15 protein-coding genes are annotated in these 16761 nt (G+C 71.7%); 9 read left to right on the top strand and 6 right to left on the bottom strand.

The window, feature by feature from the left end:
* The 6 genes from ACE3Q2_RS03650 (at position 1) to ACE3Q2_RS03675 (ending at position 7546) form a co-directional block, all read left to right on the top strand.
* On the top strand, positions 1–1290 hold the full coding sequence (locus ACE3Q2_RS03650) for a formimidoylglutamate deiminase (RefSeq protein WP_374472861.1): 1290 nt from the start codon (positions 1–3) through the stop codon (positions 1288–1290).
* Positions 1283–2863, top strand: coding sequence for a GspE/PulE family protein (locus ACE3Q2_RS03655; RefSeq protein ID WP_374472863.1), 1581 nt, complete (start codon positions 1283–1285; stop codon positions 2861–2863). The genes ACE3Q2_RS03650 and ACE3Q2_RS03655 overlap by 8 nt, the downstream gene beginning before the upstream one ends.
* Positions 2864–2917: 54 nt before the next feature.
* Positions 2918–4609, top strand: a complete 1692-nt coding sequence (gene hutU, locus ACE3Q2_RS03660; RefSeq protein WP_374472865.1) for a urocanate hydratase — start codon at positions 2918–2920, stop codon at positions 4607–4609.
* On the top strand, positions 4606–5388 hold the full coding sequence (locus ACE3Q2_RS03665; protein ID WP_374472867.1) for a TonB family protein: 783 nt from the start codon (positions 4606–4608) through the stop codon (positions 5386–5388). Before hutU ends, ACE3Q2_RS03665 begins: the two co-directional genes overlap by 4 nt.
* Before the next feature lie 93 nt (positions 5389–5481).
* On the top strand, positions 5482–5853 hold the full coding sequence (locus tag ACE3Q2_RS03670) for a VOC family protein (RefSeq protein WP_374472869.1): 372 nt from the start codon (positions 5482–5484) through the stop codon (positions 5851–5853).
* A 10-nt stretch (positions 5854–5863) separates the two neighbouring features.
* Positions 5864–7546, top strand: a complete 1683-nt coding sequence (locus tag ACE3Q2_RS03675; RefSeq protein WP_374472871.1) for an ABC1 kinase family protein — start codon at positions 5864–5866, stop codon at positions 7544–7546.
* A 3-nt stretch (positions 7547–7549) separates the two neighbouring features.
* Here the strand turns inward: ACE3Q2_RS03675 and ACE3Q2_RS03680 are convergent, their stop codons facing one another.
* The 3 genes from ACE3Q2_RS03680 to ACE3Q2_RS03690 are packed head-to-tail and all read right to left on the bottom strand — an operon-like array spanning position 7550 to position 9184.
* Positions 7550–7771: an RNA-binding S4 domain-containing protein gene (locus ACE3Q2_RS03680; protein WP_043802608.1), complete on the bottom strand. Its 222-nt coding sequence runs from the start codon at positions 7769–7771 to the stop codon at positions 7550–7552.
* Positions 7768–8244 (bottom strand): YaiI/YqxD family protein, encoded by a 477-nt coding sequence (locus tag ACE3Q2_RS03685; protein ID WP_374472873.1) that lies wholly within the window; start codon positions 8242–8244, stop codon positions 7768–7770. Before ACE3Q2_RS03685 ends, ACE3Q2_RS03680 begins: the two co-directional genes overlap by 4 nt.
* Before the next feature lie 43 nt (positions 8245–8287).
* Positions 8288–9184, bottom strand: coding sequence for a LysR substrate-binding domain-containing protein (locus tag ACE3Q2_RS03690; protein WP_374472875.1), 897 nt, complete (start codon positions 9182–9184; stop codon positions 8288–8290).
* Positions 9185–9280: 96 nt separating this feature from the next.
* On the opposite strand from ACE3Q2_RS03690, the gene ACE3Q2_RS03695 reads away from it, so the two are divergent.
* On the top strand, positions 9281–10177 hold the full coding sequence (locus tag ACE3Q2_RS03695; protein ID WP_374472880.1) for a DMT family transporter: 897 nt from the start codon (positions 9281–9283) through the stop codon (positions 10175–10177).
* Positions 10178–11325: 1148 nt separating this feature from the next.
* Here ACE3Q2_RS03695 and ACE3Q2_RS03700 read toward each other — a convergent pair.
* Entirely contained in the window at positions 11326–12627 is a 1302-nt protein-coding gene (locus tag ACE3Q2_RS03700) for an NTP/NDP exchange transporter (protein ID WP_374472882.1), read from the bottom strand.
* A gap of 10 nt (positions 12628–12637) precedes the next feature.
* Entirely contained in the window at positions 12638–13555 is a 918-nt protein-coding gene (locus tag ACE3Q2_RS03705) for an aldo/keto reductase (protein WP_374472884.1), read from the bottom strand.
* 133 nt (positions 13556–13688) lie between these two features.
* Between ACE3Q2_RS03705 and ACE3Q2_RS03710 the strand changes: the two genes are divergently transcribed.
* Together ACE3Q2_RS03710 and ACE3Q2_RS03715 are read left to right on the top strand one after the other, a co-directional pair.
* Complete coding sequence (locus tag ACE3Q2_RS03710; RefSeq protein ID WP_231697636.1) at positions 13689–14909, top strand: HD-GYP domain-containing protein; 1221 nt, start codon at positions 13689–13691, stop codon at positions 14907–14909.
* A gap of 13 nt (positions 14910–14922) precedes the next feature.
* On the top strand, positions 14923–16164 hold the full coding sequence (locus ACE3Q2_RS03715; protein ID WP_231697635.1) for a GGDEF domain-containing phosphodiesterase: 1242 nt from the start codon (positions 14923–14925) through the stop codon (positions 16162–16164).
* Between the two features lie 9 nt (positions 16165–16173).
* On the opposite strand, the gene ACE3Q2_RS03720 is transcribed toward ACE3Q2_RS03715, so the two are convergent.
* Positions 16174–16752 (bottom strand): response regulator, encoded by a 579-nt coding sequence (locus ACE3Q2_RS03720; RefSeq protein ID WP_231697634.1) that lies wholly within the window; start codon positions 16750–16752, stop codon positions 16174–16176.
* Positions 16753–16761: the final 9 nt, after the last annotated feature.

The raw sequence follows: 16761 nt of genomic DNA on the forward strand, positions 1-16761 counted from the left end.
ATGCCGCCCACCCCGCTTTCCGCCTTCCCGGCCAGCCGCCGGCCCCGCGCCGACACCGACGGGCACTGGCGCGTGCCGGGCCTGCCCAACCTGCATTCGCACGCCTTCCAGCGCGCCATGGCCGGGCTGGCGGAGCGCCAGAGCCACCCCGAGGACAGCTTCTGGACCTGGCGCGAGCTGATGTACCGCTTCGCCGGCCGGCTCGACCCGGACACACAGTACGCGGTGGCGGCCCAGCTCTACGCCGAGATGCTGGAAGCCGGCTTCACCACCGTCTGCGAATTCCACTACCTGCACCACCAGCCGGACGGCCGGCCCTACGACGATCCGTCGGCGATGTCGCAGGCGCTGATCGCCGCGGCGCGCGACACCGGCATCCGGCTCACGCTGCTGCCGGTGCTGTACATGACCGGCGGCTTCGACGGCCGGCCGCTGTCGGAGCGGCAGCGCCGCTTCGGCCATTCGCTCGACGCCTACCTGGCGCTGCTGCAGTCGCTGCGCGCGCTCGAAGGTGAAAACCTGCGCGTGGGCATCGCCCTGCACAGCCTGCGCGCCGTGCCCGCCGACGCCATGGGCGAACTGCTGGCGGCCGTGGGCGACGCGCCGCTGCCCATCCACATCCACATCGCCGAGCAGGTGGGCGAGGTGCATGACTGCGAAGCCCTGCGTGGCGCCCGCCCGGTGGAATGGTTGCTGGCCAACGCCAACGTGGACGCGCGCTGGACCCTGGTGCACGCCACCCACCTGGTGCCGGCGGAAGTGCAGGGCATCGCCGCCAGTGGCGCCACCGTGGCCATCTGCCCCACCACCGAAGCCAACCTCGGCGACGGCCTGTTCCCGCTGCGCGACTACCTCGCCGCCGGCGGCCGCTGGGGCGTGGGTTCGGACTCGCACGTGTCGGTGTCGCCGGTGGAAGAGCTGCGCTGGCTGGAGTACGGCCAGCGCCTGGCCACGCGCCACCGCAACATCGCCGTCAGCGCCGGGGTGCCCAGCACCGGCGAGCTGCTTTATTCGCAAGCGCTCGACGGCGGCCTGCGCGCCTGCTTCCAGGGCGAGGCGGCCGAAGCTGACTGGCTGCAGCTCGACGGCGACGCCGCCGCGCTGGCCGGCGCGCGCGAGGCCGACCTGATGGACCGCTTCCTGTTCGCCGGCAACCGCCCGCTGGTGCGCGAAACCTGGGTGGCCGGGCAGCGCGTGGTGGCCGGTGGCCGCCACCGCGACGCCGAGGCCATCGCCGCGCGCTACCGCCGCGCCCTGGCCTCGCTGCTCGCGGGGGACGCCCATGGCTGAGGCCTCGCCGCAGGGCGCCGCGCCGGCGCCCGGTGCGGCCACGGTGGAGCAGGTGCTGGCCCAGCGACTGGGCCTGCCTTTCATCACGCTGGCCGGCAAGCAGCCTTCCTCGCAGGCGCTGGCCATGGTGCCGGCCGAACTGGCCTACGCGCGCTCGATCCTGCCGCTGGACGTGCACGGCGACGTGCTGCGCGTGGCCCTGGCCGACCCCGCCGACGCCGACACCATCCACCTGCTGCAGTTCCTGGCCGGCAAGCGCCTGCAGCTGTTCGTGGCCGCGCGCGCCGACCTCGACCGCGCCATCGCCAGCCACTACGGCGACAGCCACGGCGCCGACCTGTTCGAGGTGAGCAAGGACGACGAGATCATCGAGACGCCGCAGGCCACGGCGCGGCCCTCGGTGCCGGACGAGCAGCGCTACATGCTGCGGCCGATCGTGCGCCTGGTGGCGCACATCCTCACGATGGCGGTGCGCCGCGGCGCTTCCGACGTGCACATCCGCCCCGGCGAAGCCGACGTGGACCTGGTGTTCCGCATCGACGGCGTGCTGGTGCCCATCCGCACCTTTTCGCAGTCGCTGCTGCCGATGGTGGTGGGGCGCATCAAGATCCTGGGCGGCATGGACATCACCGAGCGCCGGCTGCCGCAGGACGGCCAGGCGCGCATCGGCGTGAACGGCCGCATGGTGGACCTGCGCATCTCCACCATCCCGACCATCCACGGCGAAAGCGTGGTGATCCGCCTGCTCAACACCTCGATCGCCATGAAGTCCATCGCCGACCTGGGCCTGTCGCCGCAGGACGCCGCGCGCCTGGCCGACGCTTGCGAACGCAACCAGGGCATGGTGCTGGTGACCGGCCCCACCGGCTCGGGCAAGTCCACCACGCTGTATGCGGCGCTGAACACGATCCTGCAGCGCAACGTCAACATCATCACGGTCGAGAACCCGGTGGAGTACCACATCCCCGGCGTCGAGCAGGTGCCGATCAACGCCGAGGTGGGGCTCACCTTCTCGCGCGTGCTGCGCAACATCCTGCGCCACGACCCGGACGTGATCATGGTGGGCGAGATCCGCGACCACGAAACCGCGAAGATCGCGGTGGAAAGCGCGCTCACCGGCCACCTGATGCTGAGCACGCTGCACACCAACTCCGCCGCCGCCACCATCGCGCGCCTGCTGGAGATGGACGTGGAGGCCTACCTGATCCGCGCCACCCTGCTGTGCATCCTGTCGCAGCGGCTGGTGCGGATGATCTGCCCCGACTGCAAGGCGCCCGAGCCGGTGGACCCGAGCCTGCGCGAGGCCATGGGCCTGGGCGGGCACGAGGTGTTCTTCGCCGGCCAGGGCTGCCCGGCCTGCAACGGCACCGGCACCCGCGGCCGGCGCATGACCTACGAACTGCTGTTCGTGACGCCGGCGATGCGCCAGCTGATCGTGGACGAGGCCGACTCCGACGCCATCAACGCCCAGGCCGAGGCCGACGGCATGGTGCCGCTGCCGCGGCATGCCGTCGAGCTCGCCAGGCAGGGCCTGATCCCCCTCAACGAAGCCTACCGGATGCGCGCCGACTGAGCCGCCCCGACAGGGGGTCGGCTTATACTGGGCGCCTGCCTTTGGGAGCCCGTTATGCCCGCCAGCCGCAAAGACCCGTCCCGCCGCATCGCCGCCCCGCGCGGCAGCCAGCTCAGCTGCCAGTCCTGGCTCACCGAAGCCGCCTACCGGATGATCCAGAACAACCTGGACCCCGGCGTGGCCGAGAACCCGGCCGAACTGGTGGTGTACGGCGGCATCGGCCGCGCCGCGCGCGACTGGGAGTGCTACGACAGGATCCTGGAAACCCTGCGCACCCTGCGCGACGACCAGACCCTGCTGGTGCAGTCCGGCAAGCCGGTGGGCGTGTTCCCCACGCATCCCGACGCGCCGCGCGTGCTGATCGCCAACTCGAACCTGGTGCCGCACTGGGCCACCTGGGAGCACTTCCACGAGCTCGATGCCAAGGGCCTGATGATGTACGGCCAGATGACGGCCGGCAGCTGGATCTACATCGGCACCCAGGGCATCGTGCAGGGCACCTACGAGACCTTCGCCGAAGCCGGGCGCCAGCACTACGGCGGCGCGAATGGTGAGGGATGGGCCGGCCGCTGGATCCTCACCGCCGGCCTGGGCGGCATGGGCGGCGCGCAGCCGCTGGCGGCCTCGCTGGCCGGCGCCTGCTCGCTCACCATCGAATGCCAGCAGTCGCGCATCGACATGCGCCTGCGCACGCGCTACGTGGACGAGCAGGCGAAGGACCTCGACGACGCCCTGGCGCGCATCGAGAAGTACACCTCGGAAGGCAAGGCCGTCTCGATCGCGCTGCTGGGCAACGCCGCCGAGATCCTGCCCGAGCTCGTGCGCCGCGGCGTGCGCCCCGACGCCGTCACCGACCAGACCAGCGCCCACGACCCGCTGCACGGCTACCTGCCGGCCGGCTGGACGCTGGAGGAGTGGTTCAGCGAGCAGAAGAACAACCCCGAGAAGGTCATCAACGCGGCCAAGCACTCGATGCGCATCCACGTCGAGGCCATGCTGAACTTCGAGGACATGGGCGTGCCCACCTTCGACTACGGCAACAACATCAGGCAGATGGCCTTCGACGTCGGCTGCGAGGATGCCTTCGACTTCCCGGGCTTCGTACCGGCCTACGTGCGGCCGCTGTTCTGCCGCGGCATCGGTCCCTTCCGCTGGGTCGCGCTCAGCGGCGACCCGGAGGACATCTACAAGACCGACGCCAAGGTGAAGGAACTCATCCCCGACAACCCGCACCTGCACCGCTGGCTGGACATGGCGCGCGAGCGCATTTCCTTCCAGGGACTGCCGGCGCGCATCTGCTGGGTGGGCCTGGGCGACCGCCACCGGCTGGCGCTGGCCTTCAATGAAATGGTGCGCAACGGCGAAGTGAGCGCGCCCATCGTGATCGGCCGCGACCACCTCGATTCCGGCTCCGTCGCCAGCCCGAACCGCGAAACCGAGGCCATGCTCGACGGGTCCGACGCCGTGTCCGACTGGCCGCTGCTCAACGCCATGCTCAACGTCGCCGGCGGCGCCACCTGGGTGTCGCTGCACCACGGCGGCGGCGTGGGCATGGGCTACAGCCAGCACAGCGGCGTGGTGATCGTGGCCGACGGCACCGACGCCGCCGCCGCCCGCCTGGGCCGCGTGCTCTGGAACGACCCCGGCACCGGCGTCATGCGCCACGCCGACGCCGGCTACGACATCGCCCAGGCCTGCGCCCGCGAGAAGGGCCTGCAGCTGCCCATGCTGGACAGCGGCCGGTGATCGCCGCGCTGCTGGCGGCGGCGCTGGCGGTGTCCGGCGCGTCGGCGGAAAAGGCCAGTGCCGGCCCGGAAGCCGGGGCGTGCCCGGCGCCGGTCAGGATCCAGCCGCGTTATCCCGTGAAGCTGGCGCGCGCGAACAAGACCGGAACCGTGCTGGTCGGCGCGCGCTTCGACGACTGCGGGCGGGTCATCGAGACCCGCGTGGACGAAAGCTCCGGCGAGCCGCTCTTCGACGCCGCCGCGCGCGAATCCGTGGCCCGCTACGTCCTGTCCGAAGCGCAGCGTGCGAAGGCCCTCGACGGCTGGGTGCAGGCGCCGGTGAAGTTCGGCGGCTTCCGCGACGTGGTGCCGCGCGACGTTCCCTGGCCGCGTTCGCACCGCAAGCCGCGCTACCTGCCTGACGACCAGGCGGTCGGCTTCGACGACATCGCCGCGTTCAAGGCGGCACCCCGGGGCGACACCAGTCATTTCTATCGCGAGCCTTACGGGATGGTGCAAGCCAACACGGGCGAAGTGTTCCGCACCGTGATGGCGCCCGACAAGGCAGACCCCTCGGTGTTCTGGCTCGAATACCTCATCCAGCCCGCGCCGCCGGCGTCGCCGGTCGAGCCTGCCGCACGCACCATCACGGCCGCCATCGCCCGCTACCGCCTGGTCGAAGAGGGCGGCGAGCCCGTCGTCCGTCTCGGCATCCTGTGCGAGCGGCCGGCCGACGAATGCCAGAAGCTGCGCGACTTCCTTTTCCAGGGCCTGCCGTTCGCCAAGCCGCGCCGCCGCTGAGCCGGGCCGAATCCGACAGGCGCGGCGGAGGCCCCACTGGCGAAGCTTCCGGCAAGCCACGATGATGGAGTCCACTTCACCGGAGCCCACCCCATGATCGGTTACGTCACCCTCGGCACCAACGACATGGCGCGCGCCTGCGCCTTCTACGACGCCCTGCTGGGCGAACTTGGCGCGAAGCGCATCATGGAGGGCGAGCGCTTCGTCGCCTGGGGCACCGGCCCGCAGTCGCCCAGCCTGGGCGTGATCAAGCCCTTCGACGGCAAGGAAGCCTGCCGCGGCAATGGCACCATGGTGTCGCTGGTGGTGAAGAGCCCGGCCCAGGTGGACGCCATGCACGCGAAGGCGCTGGCCCTGGGCGGCACCGACGAGGGCGCGCCGGGCGAACGCTTCAAGGGCTTCTACGCCGGCTACTTCCGCGACATCGACGGCAACAAGCTCAACTTCTTCTGCATGGGCCACTGAGCCCCGGGACATGCTCTGGGAAACCCTCAGCGCCGCGCGTGACCTGGGCCGCCTGCACGAGGTGGCCTCGGTGCTGGTGCGCTACGGGTTCGGCGACGTGGTGCGGCGCGTGGGCCTGGCCGGCGCGCTCGAACGCGCCGGCCGGCTGCTGCACAAGGACCACGTGGCCGAGCTGGCCACGCTGCCGCCGCCCGAGCGCGTGCGCCGCGCGCTGGAGGAAATGGGCCCGAGCTTCGTGAAGCTGGGCCAGCTGCTGGCCACCCGCGTCGACCTGTTCGCGCCCGAGTGGATCGCCGAATTCGAGAAGCTGCAGAACCAGGTGCCGCCGGTGGCCTTCGAGGCCATCCGCGCCCAGGTCGAGGAAGACCTCGGCGGCGCCATCGGCACCGTGTTCGCGGGTTTCGACCCGGAGCCCATCGCCGCCGCGTCCATCGCCCAGGTGCACCGCGCCGTGCTGCTCGACGGCAGCGAGGTGGCGGTGAAGGTGCGCCGCCCCGGCATCCGCCCGCTGGTGGAGGCCGACATGCGCCTGCTGCAGCGGCTGGCGCGCATCGTCGAAAGCGAATCGCCCGACCTGGCGCGTTACCAGCCGCGCGCGCTGGTGCGGCAGTTGCAGGCCTCGCTCTCGCGCGAGCTCGACCTGGCCGCGGAGTGCCGGCACGCCGAGCGCATCGCCGCCAACTTCGCCGGTGAGCCGGCGCTGGTGGTGCCGCGCGTGCACTGGCCCGCCACCAGCGAGCGCATGAACGTGCAGGAGTTCATTTCCGGCGTGCCGCTGGGCGACACCGGCGCGCTGCTGGGCGCCGGCGCCGACCTGGTGCGGGTGGCGCGGTTGGGCGCGCGCATCGAGATGAAAATGCTGTTCGAGGACGGTTTCTTCCACGCCGACCCGCACCCGGGCAACGTGTTCTGGCTGCCCGGCAACCGCCTGGCGCTGCTCGACTACGGCATGGTCGGCCGCCTGTCCCCGGCGCGCCGCGGCCAGGTGGTGGACCTGTTCGACGGCCTGGTGCGCCGCGACGCCGCCCAGGTGGGCGAGGTGCTGCTGGAGTGGTCGGCCGACGAACGCGTGGACGAAAGCGCGCTGTTCGAGGAAGTGGAGCAGTTCATCGACCACTACCACGGCGTGCCGCTGAAGGAGCTGCACCTGGGCGCCATGCTCGCCGAGATCACCGCGCTGCTGCGCGAGCACCGCGTCATGCTGCCGCCCGACCTGGCCATGATGGTGAAGGTGCTGGTGACGCTGGAAGGCGTGGGCCGCCGGCTCGACCCCGATTTCGACATGGCCGGCGAAGCCGCGCCCTTCCTGCGCCGGGTGATGCTGGCGCGTTACGCGCCACGCGCGCTGGCCCACCGCGGCCGGCGCGCCGTGGGCGACACCGTGGGCCTGCTGGCGTCGCTGCCGGCCCAGCTGCGCCAGGGCCTGCGCGCGCTGCGCCGTGGCCGCGTCAACATCAACCTCGACGTCGAGCGCCTGCAGCGTTTCGGCGAGCAGGTGGACCATTCCGCCAACCGGCTCACCGTGGGCATCGTCGTCGCCGCGCTGATCGTCGGCTCCTCGATCGTGATGACGGTGGAAGGCGGGCCCACGCTGCTGGGCCTGCCGCTGTTCGGCCTGCTGGGTTTCCTGGGCGCGGTGGCCGGCAGCCTATGGCTGCTGTGGACCATCTGGCGCAGCGGCGGCGGCCGCTAGGGTTCAGCCTGCGGCGACCACGCGGATTTCGACATCGCCCAGCCGCACCACCTGGCCGGCGCGGATCTTCGCCGTCTTGCGCAGCTCCAGTTCGCCGTCCACGCTCACTTCGCCCGCGGCCACCAGGGCCTTGCCCATGCCGCCGCTGTCGCAGACGCCGGCCAGCTTGAGCAGGTCGTTGAGCGCGACGAACTCGCGGTCGAGTTCGAATTCAATGCGGTTCATGGCGTTTCCTGGGAAGGTTCGGGCGGGCGCGGCTGCTTCGCCAGCCAGCGGTCGAGGGCGTTGCCGAAGGCCTGGCGGTCGCGCGCGTGGAAGCCGCCGGGGCCGCCGGTGTCCACGCCGGCGCCGCGCAGTTCGTCCATGAAATTGCGCATGGACAGGCGCTGGGCGATGGAGTCGGGGGTGTAGAGCTCGCCGCGCGGGTTCAGCGCCAGCGCACCTTTTTCCAGCACCAGCGCGGCCAGCGGGATGTCGGCGGTGACCACCAGGTCGCCCGGGCCGCAGCGGCGCACGATTTCGCTGTCGGCCACGTCCAGCCCGGCGGGCACCTGCACCGAGCGGATGTAGCGCGAGAACGGCGTGCGCACCCAGCTGTTGGCCACCAGGGTCACCGGCACGCGCGTGCGCTCCGCGGCGCGGAACAGGATGTCCTTGACCACGTTGGGGCAGGCGTCGGCGTCGACCCAGATGTGCATCGGCGGGCTTCGGAGGAAGGGCGGGCAGGATAACGCGCCGGGCTCAGGGTCCGAAGCGCGCCACGTCGGCCAGCAGCCAGTCGACGAAGGCGCGCGCGGGTGGCGCCAGCCGGCGATGCGCCGGGTAGATGACCCAGTATTGCCAGCGTGCCGGCATCGGCGGCAGCGGCAGCCGGCGCAGGCGGCCGTCGACCAGGAACGGGGCCAGGATGCGCTCGCGCGCCAGCGCCACGCCCAGGCCCAGGGCCGCCGCCAGGTGCGCGTCGGTGCTGTCGGCGAACTGCAGGCGCTCCGGCGGCAGCGCGGCGGTGACGCCAGCGGCGCGGAACCAGTCGGGCCAGCCATGGCGGGCCTTGTCGGCGATCAGCGGCAGCCTCAGCAGGTCGGCCGGTTCGCGCACGGCGTCGATCCCGGGCAGGGCGGGCGAGGCGACCGGCACCAGGGTGTCGTCCATCAGCGGGATCGCCGCCAGGCCGGGCCAGTCGCCGGGGCCGTGGCGGATGCCCAGGTCCGGCCCGCCCTCGTCGAAGCGCGCCAGCGCCAGTTCGGTGTCGAAGGCCAGGCCGATGCCGGGGTTGGCCTCCAGGAAACGCGGCAGCCGCGGCAGCAGCCAGGTGTGCGCCAGCGAATGCAGGGTGGTGATGCGCACGCGCGGCGCCTGGTCGCGGCTGGCGCGCAGCGCGCGCAGGGTGCCGTCGAGTTCGGCCAGCGAATTGCCGGCCGCGTCGGCGAGCTGGCGGCCTTCGGCGGTGAGGCTGACGCCGCGCGCATGGCGCTGGAACAGCGCCACGCCCAGCCGGGCCTCGAGCTTGCGCACGTGGTGGCTCACCGCGCTCGCGGTCAGGTGCAGCTCTTCGGCGGCGTGGGCGAAATTCTGGTGCCGGGCCGCCGATTCGAAGGCCGCCAGGGCCGGCAGCCAGTCCGAACGCAGGGTTGCCATATGCATGAGCAGGATTTGTGGCTTGCGAGGAAAGTACTCGCTTGTGTGGCTCTTGTCGCGGCCCATAATCACGTCCAGCCACGCGCCAGGTTTGCCATGAAGAATCCCGCCCCGACCCCCGCCTCCGTCCTGCCCGCCGGCGTGCCGGCCTGGCTGACGCCGCTTGAACTGGGCCTGCTGGCCGGCGTCTGGGGCGCCTCCTTCCTGTTCCAGCGCGTGGCCGCGCCCGAGTTCGGCGCCGCGCCGCTGGTGGAGTTGCGGCTGGCCTTCGGCGCGCTGGTGCTGCTGCCCTTCCTCTGGCTGGCGCGGGCGAAGCTGCCGTGGCGGCTGTGGCCGCGGCTGGCGCTGGTGTCGGCCATCAACACCGCGGTGCCCTTCACCCTGTTCGCCTGGGGCGCCCAGCGCGCGCCGGCGGGCGTGGGCGCCATCACCAACGCCATGGCGGTGCTGTTCACGGCGCTGGTGGCCTTCCTGTTCTTCCGCGAGCGCATCGCGCTGCGCAAGTGGATCGCGCTGGCGGTGGGTTTCCTGGGCGTGGTGGTGCTGGCCAGCGACAAGACCGGCGGCGGCGACATCGGCCCCGCGGCAGCCGCCGGCACCTTCGCGGCCTTCCTGTATGGCATCGGCGCCAACCTGGTGCCGCGCTGGTTCGCCGGCCTGCCGCCGGTGGCGGTGGCCGCGGCCACGCTGGTTTGCGCCTCGCTGCTGACGCTGCCGTTCGCGCTGGCCCAGTGGCCGGCGCAGCCCATTTCGGCGCCGGCCTGGGGTTCGGCGGTGGCGGTGGGCGTGCTCAGCACCGGCTGGGCGTACGCCATGTACTACAGGCTGATTTCGCGCGTGGGCGCGGCGCGCGCGGTGACGGTGACCTACCTGGTGCCGCTGGCCGCCGTGGCCTGGGCCTGGGGCCTGCTGGGCGAAGCGCTCACCTGGCCCATGGGCATCGCCTGCGGCCTGATCCTGGGCAGCGTGGCCATCAGCCAGCGCAGCCGCTGAGGGCAAGCCGCGCCCGGCGCGCGGCAAGGAAGGCGTCGGCATTCGTCCGGCGCCGGCCCCACCGCGAAGGCGAGGGTCGCTTCCTGCTCGGTGAAGCCTTTATCTCGCAGGAAGCGACCCTCGCCTTCACGGCGCGTCCGGTACGGGGCGCCCGGTTGGCTGGACGAAAGGCCCGTGTCTGCCCGCTCCGATGCTTGCGCATCACGCTCGGGGGCCAAGACGGCACATTTTTCTTGCTGATCAGGTTGGGCTAACTCGGTTCAGGCGCGAACCACAGCGCGCCTCGTCGTTCGCGTCCCTCCGGACGCGGGGTGTGGCTGCTTCGCCAGCGCGGAAGACGGCCAGTGCGAACCGGCTCGCCGCCCGGCGGCGGGTGTGGGTTCGCGGCGGGCACACCGAAGCCTCCGGCATCTGAGCAGACTATCCGGGTTGGCGACGAGCCCTTCGCCTCAGCCCCGCACCCGCCGCCGGGCGGCGAGGACTCTCACGCTGGCCACCTTCCACGCTGGCCCTGCCGCCGCATCAAGTGTCCGAAGGGACACGCAGGCGTGCACGTGCTGGCGGCAAGTACGCGGACCAGTTCAACCCACCTGATCGGCAAGAGAAATCGTTCCCTGCGGCCCGGGTCGGGACGCGCAAGCATCGCAGCGCGCGCTATCTGCCCTTCGTCACGAAACCGGATGTAATGCACCGGCGCCGCCGTGGAGGTGAAGGTCTCCTCCTGCGAAATAAGAGGCTTCACTGAGCAGGAGGAGACCTTCACCTCCGCGGTGGGGACGGCACCGGATGGATGCCGCCGAAACCAAAGCCGTGTCCCTGGGGGCCTGGGAGAAGGGCAAAAAAATGGCAGGGCCGCCTGTCCCGAAAACAGCCGTTAGCCCTGCCAAAGGGTGTCAACGCCAGGGGGCGGTTGACTTCAAATTGACTGCCGGGAGCCTCGACGAGGAGAGGGGGGGGGCCGGCGCAGGGCCACTGGACCACTTTCGGCGCCGGGCCGGCAAGGCCGCCCGGGAAGGAAAGGCAGGCTGGTCTGCTCACATACACTAACGTCTTCACTTTCCGCCCGCGAAAATGCCGCTGGGCGCCCCAACCGCGCAGCAAATCCGGACAAGCTTTGGCTAGTTATGCTTTCGGGGGCAGCAATGCTGTCACCGGGTCGACGGAACGCCCGCCGCCTCGCGCTCGCGGCGGCCATGCGCCCGCGCCAGCGACCAGCCCGTGAATGCCCAGCCCAGGGCCAGCGCCGCGCCGGCCACGGCCACCACCGCCGGGTGCCCGGCGATGGCGTCCACGCCGGTCTTCACCCAGCCGCTCACGGCGTCGGCGCCGCGGTAGACGGCAGTGTCGATGACGTTCTTGGCCTTGTACTTGGCCTCGGCCGGCACCGCGGTGAACAGCATCTCGCGGCCCGGCCGGGCCAGCGCGTACTCGCCGGCGCGGCGCGTCACCATCACCACCGCGAACACCGCGAAGGTGGGCGCCAGCGCCAGCCACAGGAAACCCAGGGCCATCACCACCGGCACCGCGGTGAGCAGCACCACCAGCCCCAGCCGCTGCACGATGCGGCCGGTGAGGAATAGCTGCGTCAGGATGGCCAGCGACTGCACGATGAAGTCGAGCAGGCCGAACACCCGCGTCTGGTCCTCGCGGTCGGGGAAGTGCAGCTCCACCAGCCGCGCCTGTTCGAAGTACAGGAAGGTGGTGACGCTGGCCAGCAGCACCACGAAGGTGGCGATGCCCATCAGGTAGGGCGAGGAGAACACCGTGGTCAGGCCGGCGAAGGGATTGCCGCCCAGCGGTTCGCGCCGCGCCACGGTTTCTTCCGCGCGCAGCGGGTGGCGGTCGCGCCAGCGCTGCAGCGCCACCGCCGCGCCGGCCGAGGCCAGCAGCAGCGCGGTGGCCAGCACCATCAGCCCGGCGTGGCCCAGCGGCCCCACCAGCAGCACGCCCAGCAGCGGCCCCAGCAGGCCGCCGGCGCTGGCACCCGCGGCCACCAGCGCGAACAACCGCTTGGCCTGCGCGGCGGCGAACAGGTCGGCCAGCACGCTCCAGGCCACCGAGATCGCCAGCAGGTTGAACACCGACAGCCACACGTAGAAACCGCGCGCCACCCAGGGGTTGTCCGGTGCCATGGCGATCGCGGCGGCGAAGGCCAGCAGGTTCAGCGCGAAGAAGCCGTAGGTCCAGGGCAGGATGCGCCGGCGCCGGGCCCGCGCGGCCAGCAGGCCGAACAGCGGGATGGCGGCGAGCGTGGCCACGAAGGTGGCCGTGAACAGCCACTGCAGGTTGTCCACGCCGCCGGCGATGCCCATGGTCTCGCGCACCGGCCGCAGCATGAAATAACCGGCGAACAGCAGCAGGAACATCGCCACGCCGGCCAGCACGGCCGGCGCTTCGTCGGGCGCGACGCCGAACAGCCGGGACAGGAAACGCGAAACGGGTCCCGGCATCGGGGGCTCCTCAGGTGAACATCGCGACGAGCTCGGCGCACTGCGCCGCCGTCAGGGTGGGGCCGAAACCGGCGCGCAGGTTGTCGTCCTGGCGGTCGGGCTTGCCGGTGGCGGGAATCACCACCGTCACGGCCGGGTGGGCCAGGGTGAACTTCAGGAACAGCTGCGCCCAGGACGTGACGCCCGCCTCGGCCGCCCAGCCCGGCAGCGGCTTGCCGGCGACGCGGGCGAACAGCCGGCCGTCGTCGAAGGCGCGGTTCACCATCACCGCCACGCCGTTGTCGGCGGCCGCCGGCAGCACGCGCTTGGCGGCATTCGCAGCCGACACCGAGTAGTTGATCTGCACGAAGTCGGGCTTCTCGGCGGCGACGATGTCGGCCAGCGTGTCGTGGGCGCTGTCGAGGTAATGGGTGAGGCCGACGTACTTCACCTTGCCCTGGGCCTTGAGCTCGCGCGCCAGCGCCAGCTGGGTCTTCCAGTCGCGCAGGTTGTGCACGGCCAGCAGTTCCACCTTGTCGGTGCGCAGGCGGCGCAGCGAATCGGCGAACTGCGCCTCGCCCGCGGCGCGGCTGTCGGCGGCGAGCTTGGTGGCCAGGAAGATGCGCTCGCGCAGGCCCAGTTCGGCCATCAGGTCGCCCAGCACGTCCTCGGCGTTGGAATAGTTGGGCGAGGTGTCGATGACGGTGGCGCCGCCGGCGACGAAGCGGCGCAGCACCTCGCGCAGCGGCTCGCGCCCGGCGGCGTCCACCTCGAAGCTGCCGGAGGTGCCCATGCCGATCACCGGCACCGTTTCGCCGGAAGCCGGGATGGCGCGGCGCGCGATCGGCCGCGGGGCGGGGTTGCCCGCGGCGAAGGCGGTTGCGGCGGGCAGTGCCGCGGCAGCGGCGGCGGCGATCGCGGCGCTCAGGAATTCTCGGCGGTTGGCCATGGCGGGGGACCTCGGTCGGCTGGGGGTGCCCGGATCGTCCCGCAGGCTACGTTAACGCCTTGTCCAGTCGCCCCTGCCGGTGGTCAGGGGGGACCCGTGGTAAATTCCCAAGGGCACAGGGAGGGGGTCGGGGATGGCGGTCGAAGAACGGCAGATGCTGGTGGGTCTGCTTGAGAAGGGCATGTACGTCAATCGCCTCGACCGCGATTGGGTCGGCACGCCCTTTCCCTTCCAGGGCTTCGTGATCGCCAGCGACGAAGACATCGAACTGCTGGGCCTGTACTGCACCAGCGTGTTCATCGACGTCGAGAAGAGCGCGGCGCCCAGCCGGCTCTCGATGCGCATCGCCAGCGCCGGCTCGCGCCAGGTCTTCCCCAAGCGCGGCCCCGAATACGTCAACATCGTGGCCGTGCAGGAGGAAGTGCCGCGCGCCCGCGAGGCGCACGCCGGGCTGCACAAGCTGGCCGAGCGCATCGCCGACGACGTGCGCGCCGGCCGCCGGCTCGAACCCGGCGTGGTGCAGGAAGCCGTCGAGCCGATGGTGGAGAGCCTGCTGCGCAACGCCGACGCGCTGTTCTGGCTGATGGCGCTGATGAAGCGCGACGACTACGCCTACAGCCACGCCGTGAACTGCAGCGCCCTGGCCGCCGCCTTCGGCCGCCACCTGGCGCTGCCGCGCGAGGTGCTGGTGGAACTGGCCACCGGCGGTTTCCTGCTCGACGCCGGCATGGTCACGCTGCCCGACGACCTCACCCGCCACACCGGCAAGCTCGACGGCGAAGCCGTGCAGCTCATGCGCAGCCACGTGCAGCGCAGCATGGACGTGCTCGACCAGGCCGGCGTCACCGGCAAGTGGGCGCGCGAACTGGTGGCCGGCCACCACGAGCGCCACGACGGCAGCGGCTACCCGCAGGCCCTGGTGGGCGACCGCATTCCGCTGGCCGCGCGCATGGGCGCGGTGGTGGACACCTACGACGCGCTGCGCAGCGACCGCCCGCACCGCACCGGCGACTCCCGCCACGGCGCGCTGCAGACGCTCTACCGCGCCCGCGACCGCCTGTTCCAGGCCGAGGTGGTGGAACAGTTCCTGCAGTGCCTGGGCGTCTATCCCACCGGCTCGCTGGTGGAACTGAGCACCGGCGAAGTGGGCATCGTGATGGCGCAGAACCAGGTGCGCCGCCTGCGCCCGCGCGTGATGCTGCTGCTCGACGGCAACAAGCAGCCCTACCAGCCCTACCGCGACGTCGACCTGATGGCCGGCGACCCGGACATGGCCGAGGGCAGCGTCAAGATCCGCAGCGCGCTCGAGCCCGGCGCCTACGGCCTCGACCCGGCCGACCTGTTCCTGCTGTGAGCGCGCCGCGGCCATGGTGATCGACAGCGGCCTGCTCGCGAAGCTCGGCCCGCTGGTGGACGCCAGCCGCAGCCAGGGCGCGCCGCTGGGCCTGCTCATGGTGGGCCTGCAGGGCCTGCGCGAGCTGCGCATCCGCAGTGGTTACGCCGCCGCCGGCGAGCTGGTGGAACGCGCCGGCGCGCTGCTGCGCGAGGCGCTGCGCCCCGGCGACGAAGTGGTGGAACTCGGCCGCGGCGACTTCGCCGTGCTGCTGCCGAACCTGCGCGACGGCCAGCACGCGCTGCTGGCCGCGGCGCGCCTGCTGCGCCAGTTCGAGCAGCCGGTGTTGGCCGACGGCCAGCCCGTGCTGGCGTCGGTGGCGGTGGGCATCGCCATGTGCCCGGAGCACGCCGACCAGCCCGAGCGCCTGTGCCGCCAGGCCGAGCAGGCCATGCTGATGGCGCGCCAGGAACCCGACCGCATGCGCCTGTGCGGCGATTGCCTGGTGGCGCCGGGCATCGACCCGGCCGACCTGCTCGAGGCCATCCACGGCGGCCAGCTGGAAATGCACCTGCAGCCGGTGCTCGACATCCGCCGCAAGGCCATCATCGGCGCCGAGGCGCTGGCGCGCTGGACCCACCCGCAGCGCGGTCCGGTCAGCCCGGCGGTGTTCGTGCCGGTGGCCGAGAACTCCGGCATGATCAGCCAGTTCACCCGCTGGGCCATCAATGCCAGCCTGCAGCACGCCGCCGAAGCGCGTGCGCAGGGCCTGGCGCTGGCCATTTCGATGAACCTCTCGGCCACCGCCTTCGCCGAACGCGGACTGGTGGAGCAGATCCTCGGCGCGCTGCGCCTGTGGGACGCCTCGCCCAAGGACCTGGTGGTGGAAGTGACCGAAACCGCCATCGTCGCCGACCTCAGGCGCGGCGCCACCCAACTCAAGCGCCTGAACGCCGAGGGCATCCGCGTTTCCATCGACGACTTCGGCGTCGGCAACGCCTCGGTGGCCTACCTCAAGGAATTCCCGGCCACCGAGATGAAGATCGACCAGTCCTTCGTCACCCACATGCTGGGCGACCTGCGCTCGATGCAGCTGGTGAAGGCGATGATCGGCTTCGCCCACACCCTGGGCATGCGCGTGGTGGCCGAAGGCGTGGAAGACACCGACACCCTGCAGGCCCTGGCCGACCTCAACTGCAACCTGGCCCAGGGCTACGGCATCGGCCGGCCGCAGCCGGCGGCCGGGTTCATCGCCGAATTCGCGCGCAAGCGCTGAGCGGCGCGCTCAGGCGGTTTCTTCATCGTCCTGGCCCGCCCGGGCGCCGGCGGGCAGGCGCCGCGGCACGCGCTGGGCGTCGAGCAGGCGCTCGATGCGGGCGAACACCTCGGCGCGCGAGAACGGCTTCTTCATGAAGTCGTCGGCGCCGATGCGGTGCACGTAGAACTGCTCGGTGGCCTGCTCGTTGCCGCTGATCATGATCACCGGGATGTCGCGCGTGTACGGGTCGCGGCGCAGCTGGCGCAGGGCGGCGAAGCCGTCCATGCCCGGCAGCACGATGTCGAGGAAGATGAGCTCCGGCGACTGGGTGCGGGCGATCTCCAGGCCCTGCTCGGCGTCGCCGGCCTCGAGCACGTGGTAGTCGTTCTGGCGCAGCATGCGCGAGAGCAGGGCGACGATGGTGGCCGAATCGTCGATCACCAGCATGCGGGTGCCGGAGCGCGCGTTGGTGCGGGGCTTGCCGCGGCGCTCGGGGCCGGCGGGATTGGCGGGCGTGGCCTCGGCCTCGCCGGCGGCCGGCGCCACGACCGGCGCGGGCTTCCTGCCCCAGCCGAACAGGCGCTTGATCTTCTCGTAGACGTCCAACTTGGCGCT

It is taken from the genome of Arenimonas sp., from assembly GCF_041913985.1.
Taxonomy (GTDB): domain Bacteria; phylum Pseudomonadota; class Gammaproteobacteria; order Xanthomonadales; family Xanthomonadaceae; genus Arenimonas.

Bases quoted from the DNA above. Each gene is read 5' to 3' on its own strand.
- ACE3Q2_RS03650 (WP_374472861.1), top strand. From the start codon at position 1: ATGCCGCCCACCCCGCTTTCCGCCTTCCCGGCCAGCCGCCGGCCCCGC.
- ACE3Q2_RS03655 (WP_374472863.1), top strand. From the start codon at position 1,283: ATGGCTGAGGCCTCGCCGCAGGGCGCCGCGCCGGCGCCCGGTGCGGCC.
- hutU (WP_374472865.1), top strand. From the start codon at position 2,918: ATGCCCGCCAGCCGCAAAGACCCGTCCCGCCGCATCGCCGCCCCGCGC.
- ACE3Q2_RS03670 (WP_374472869.1), top strand. From the start codon at position 5,482: ATGATCGGTTACGTCACCCTCGGCACCAACGACATGGCGCGCGCCTGC.
- ACE3Q2_RS03675 (WP_374472871.1), top strand. From the start codon at position 5,864: ATGCTCTGGGAAACCCTCAGCGCCGCGCGTGACCTGGGCCGCCTGCAC.
- ACE3Q2_RS03680 (WP_043802608.1), bottom strand. From the start codon at position 7,771: ATGAACCGCATTGAATTCGAACTCGACCGCGAGTTCGTCGCGCTCAAC.
- ACE3Q2_RS03685 (WP_374472873.1), bottom strand. From the start codon at position 8,244: ATGCACATCTGGGTCGACGCCGACGCCTGCCCCAACGTGGTCAAGGAC.
- ACE3Q2_RS03690 (WP_374472875.1), bottom strand. From the start codon at position 9,184: ATGGCAACCCTGCGTTCGGACTGGCTGCCGGCCCTGGCGGCCTTCGAA.
- ACE3Q2_RS03695 (WP_374472880.1), top strand. From the start codon at position 9,281: ATGAAGAATCCCGCCCCGACCCCCGCCTCCGTCCTGCCCGCCGGCGTG.
- ACE3Q2_RS03700 (WP_374472882.1), bottom strand. From the start codon at position 12,627: ATGCCGGGACCCGTTTCGCGTTTCCTGTCCCGGCTGTTCGGCGTCGCG.
- ACE3Q2_RS03705 (WP_374472884.1), bottom strand. From the start codon at position 13,555: ATGGCCAACCGCCGAGAATTCCTGAGCGCCGCGATCGCCGCCGCCGCT.
- ACE3Q2_RS03710 (WP_231697636.1), top strand. From the start codon at position 13,689: ATGGCGGTCGAAGAACGGCAGATGCTGGTGGGTCTGCTTGAGAAGGGC.
- ACE3Q2_RS03715 (WP_231697635.1), top strand. From the start codon at position 14,923: ATGGTGATCGACAGCGGCCTGCTCGCGAAGCTCGGCCCGCTGGTGGAC.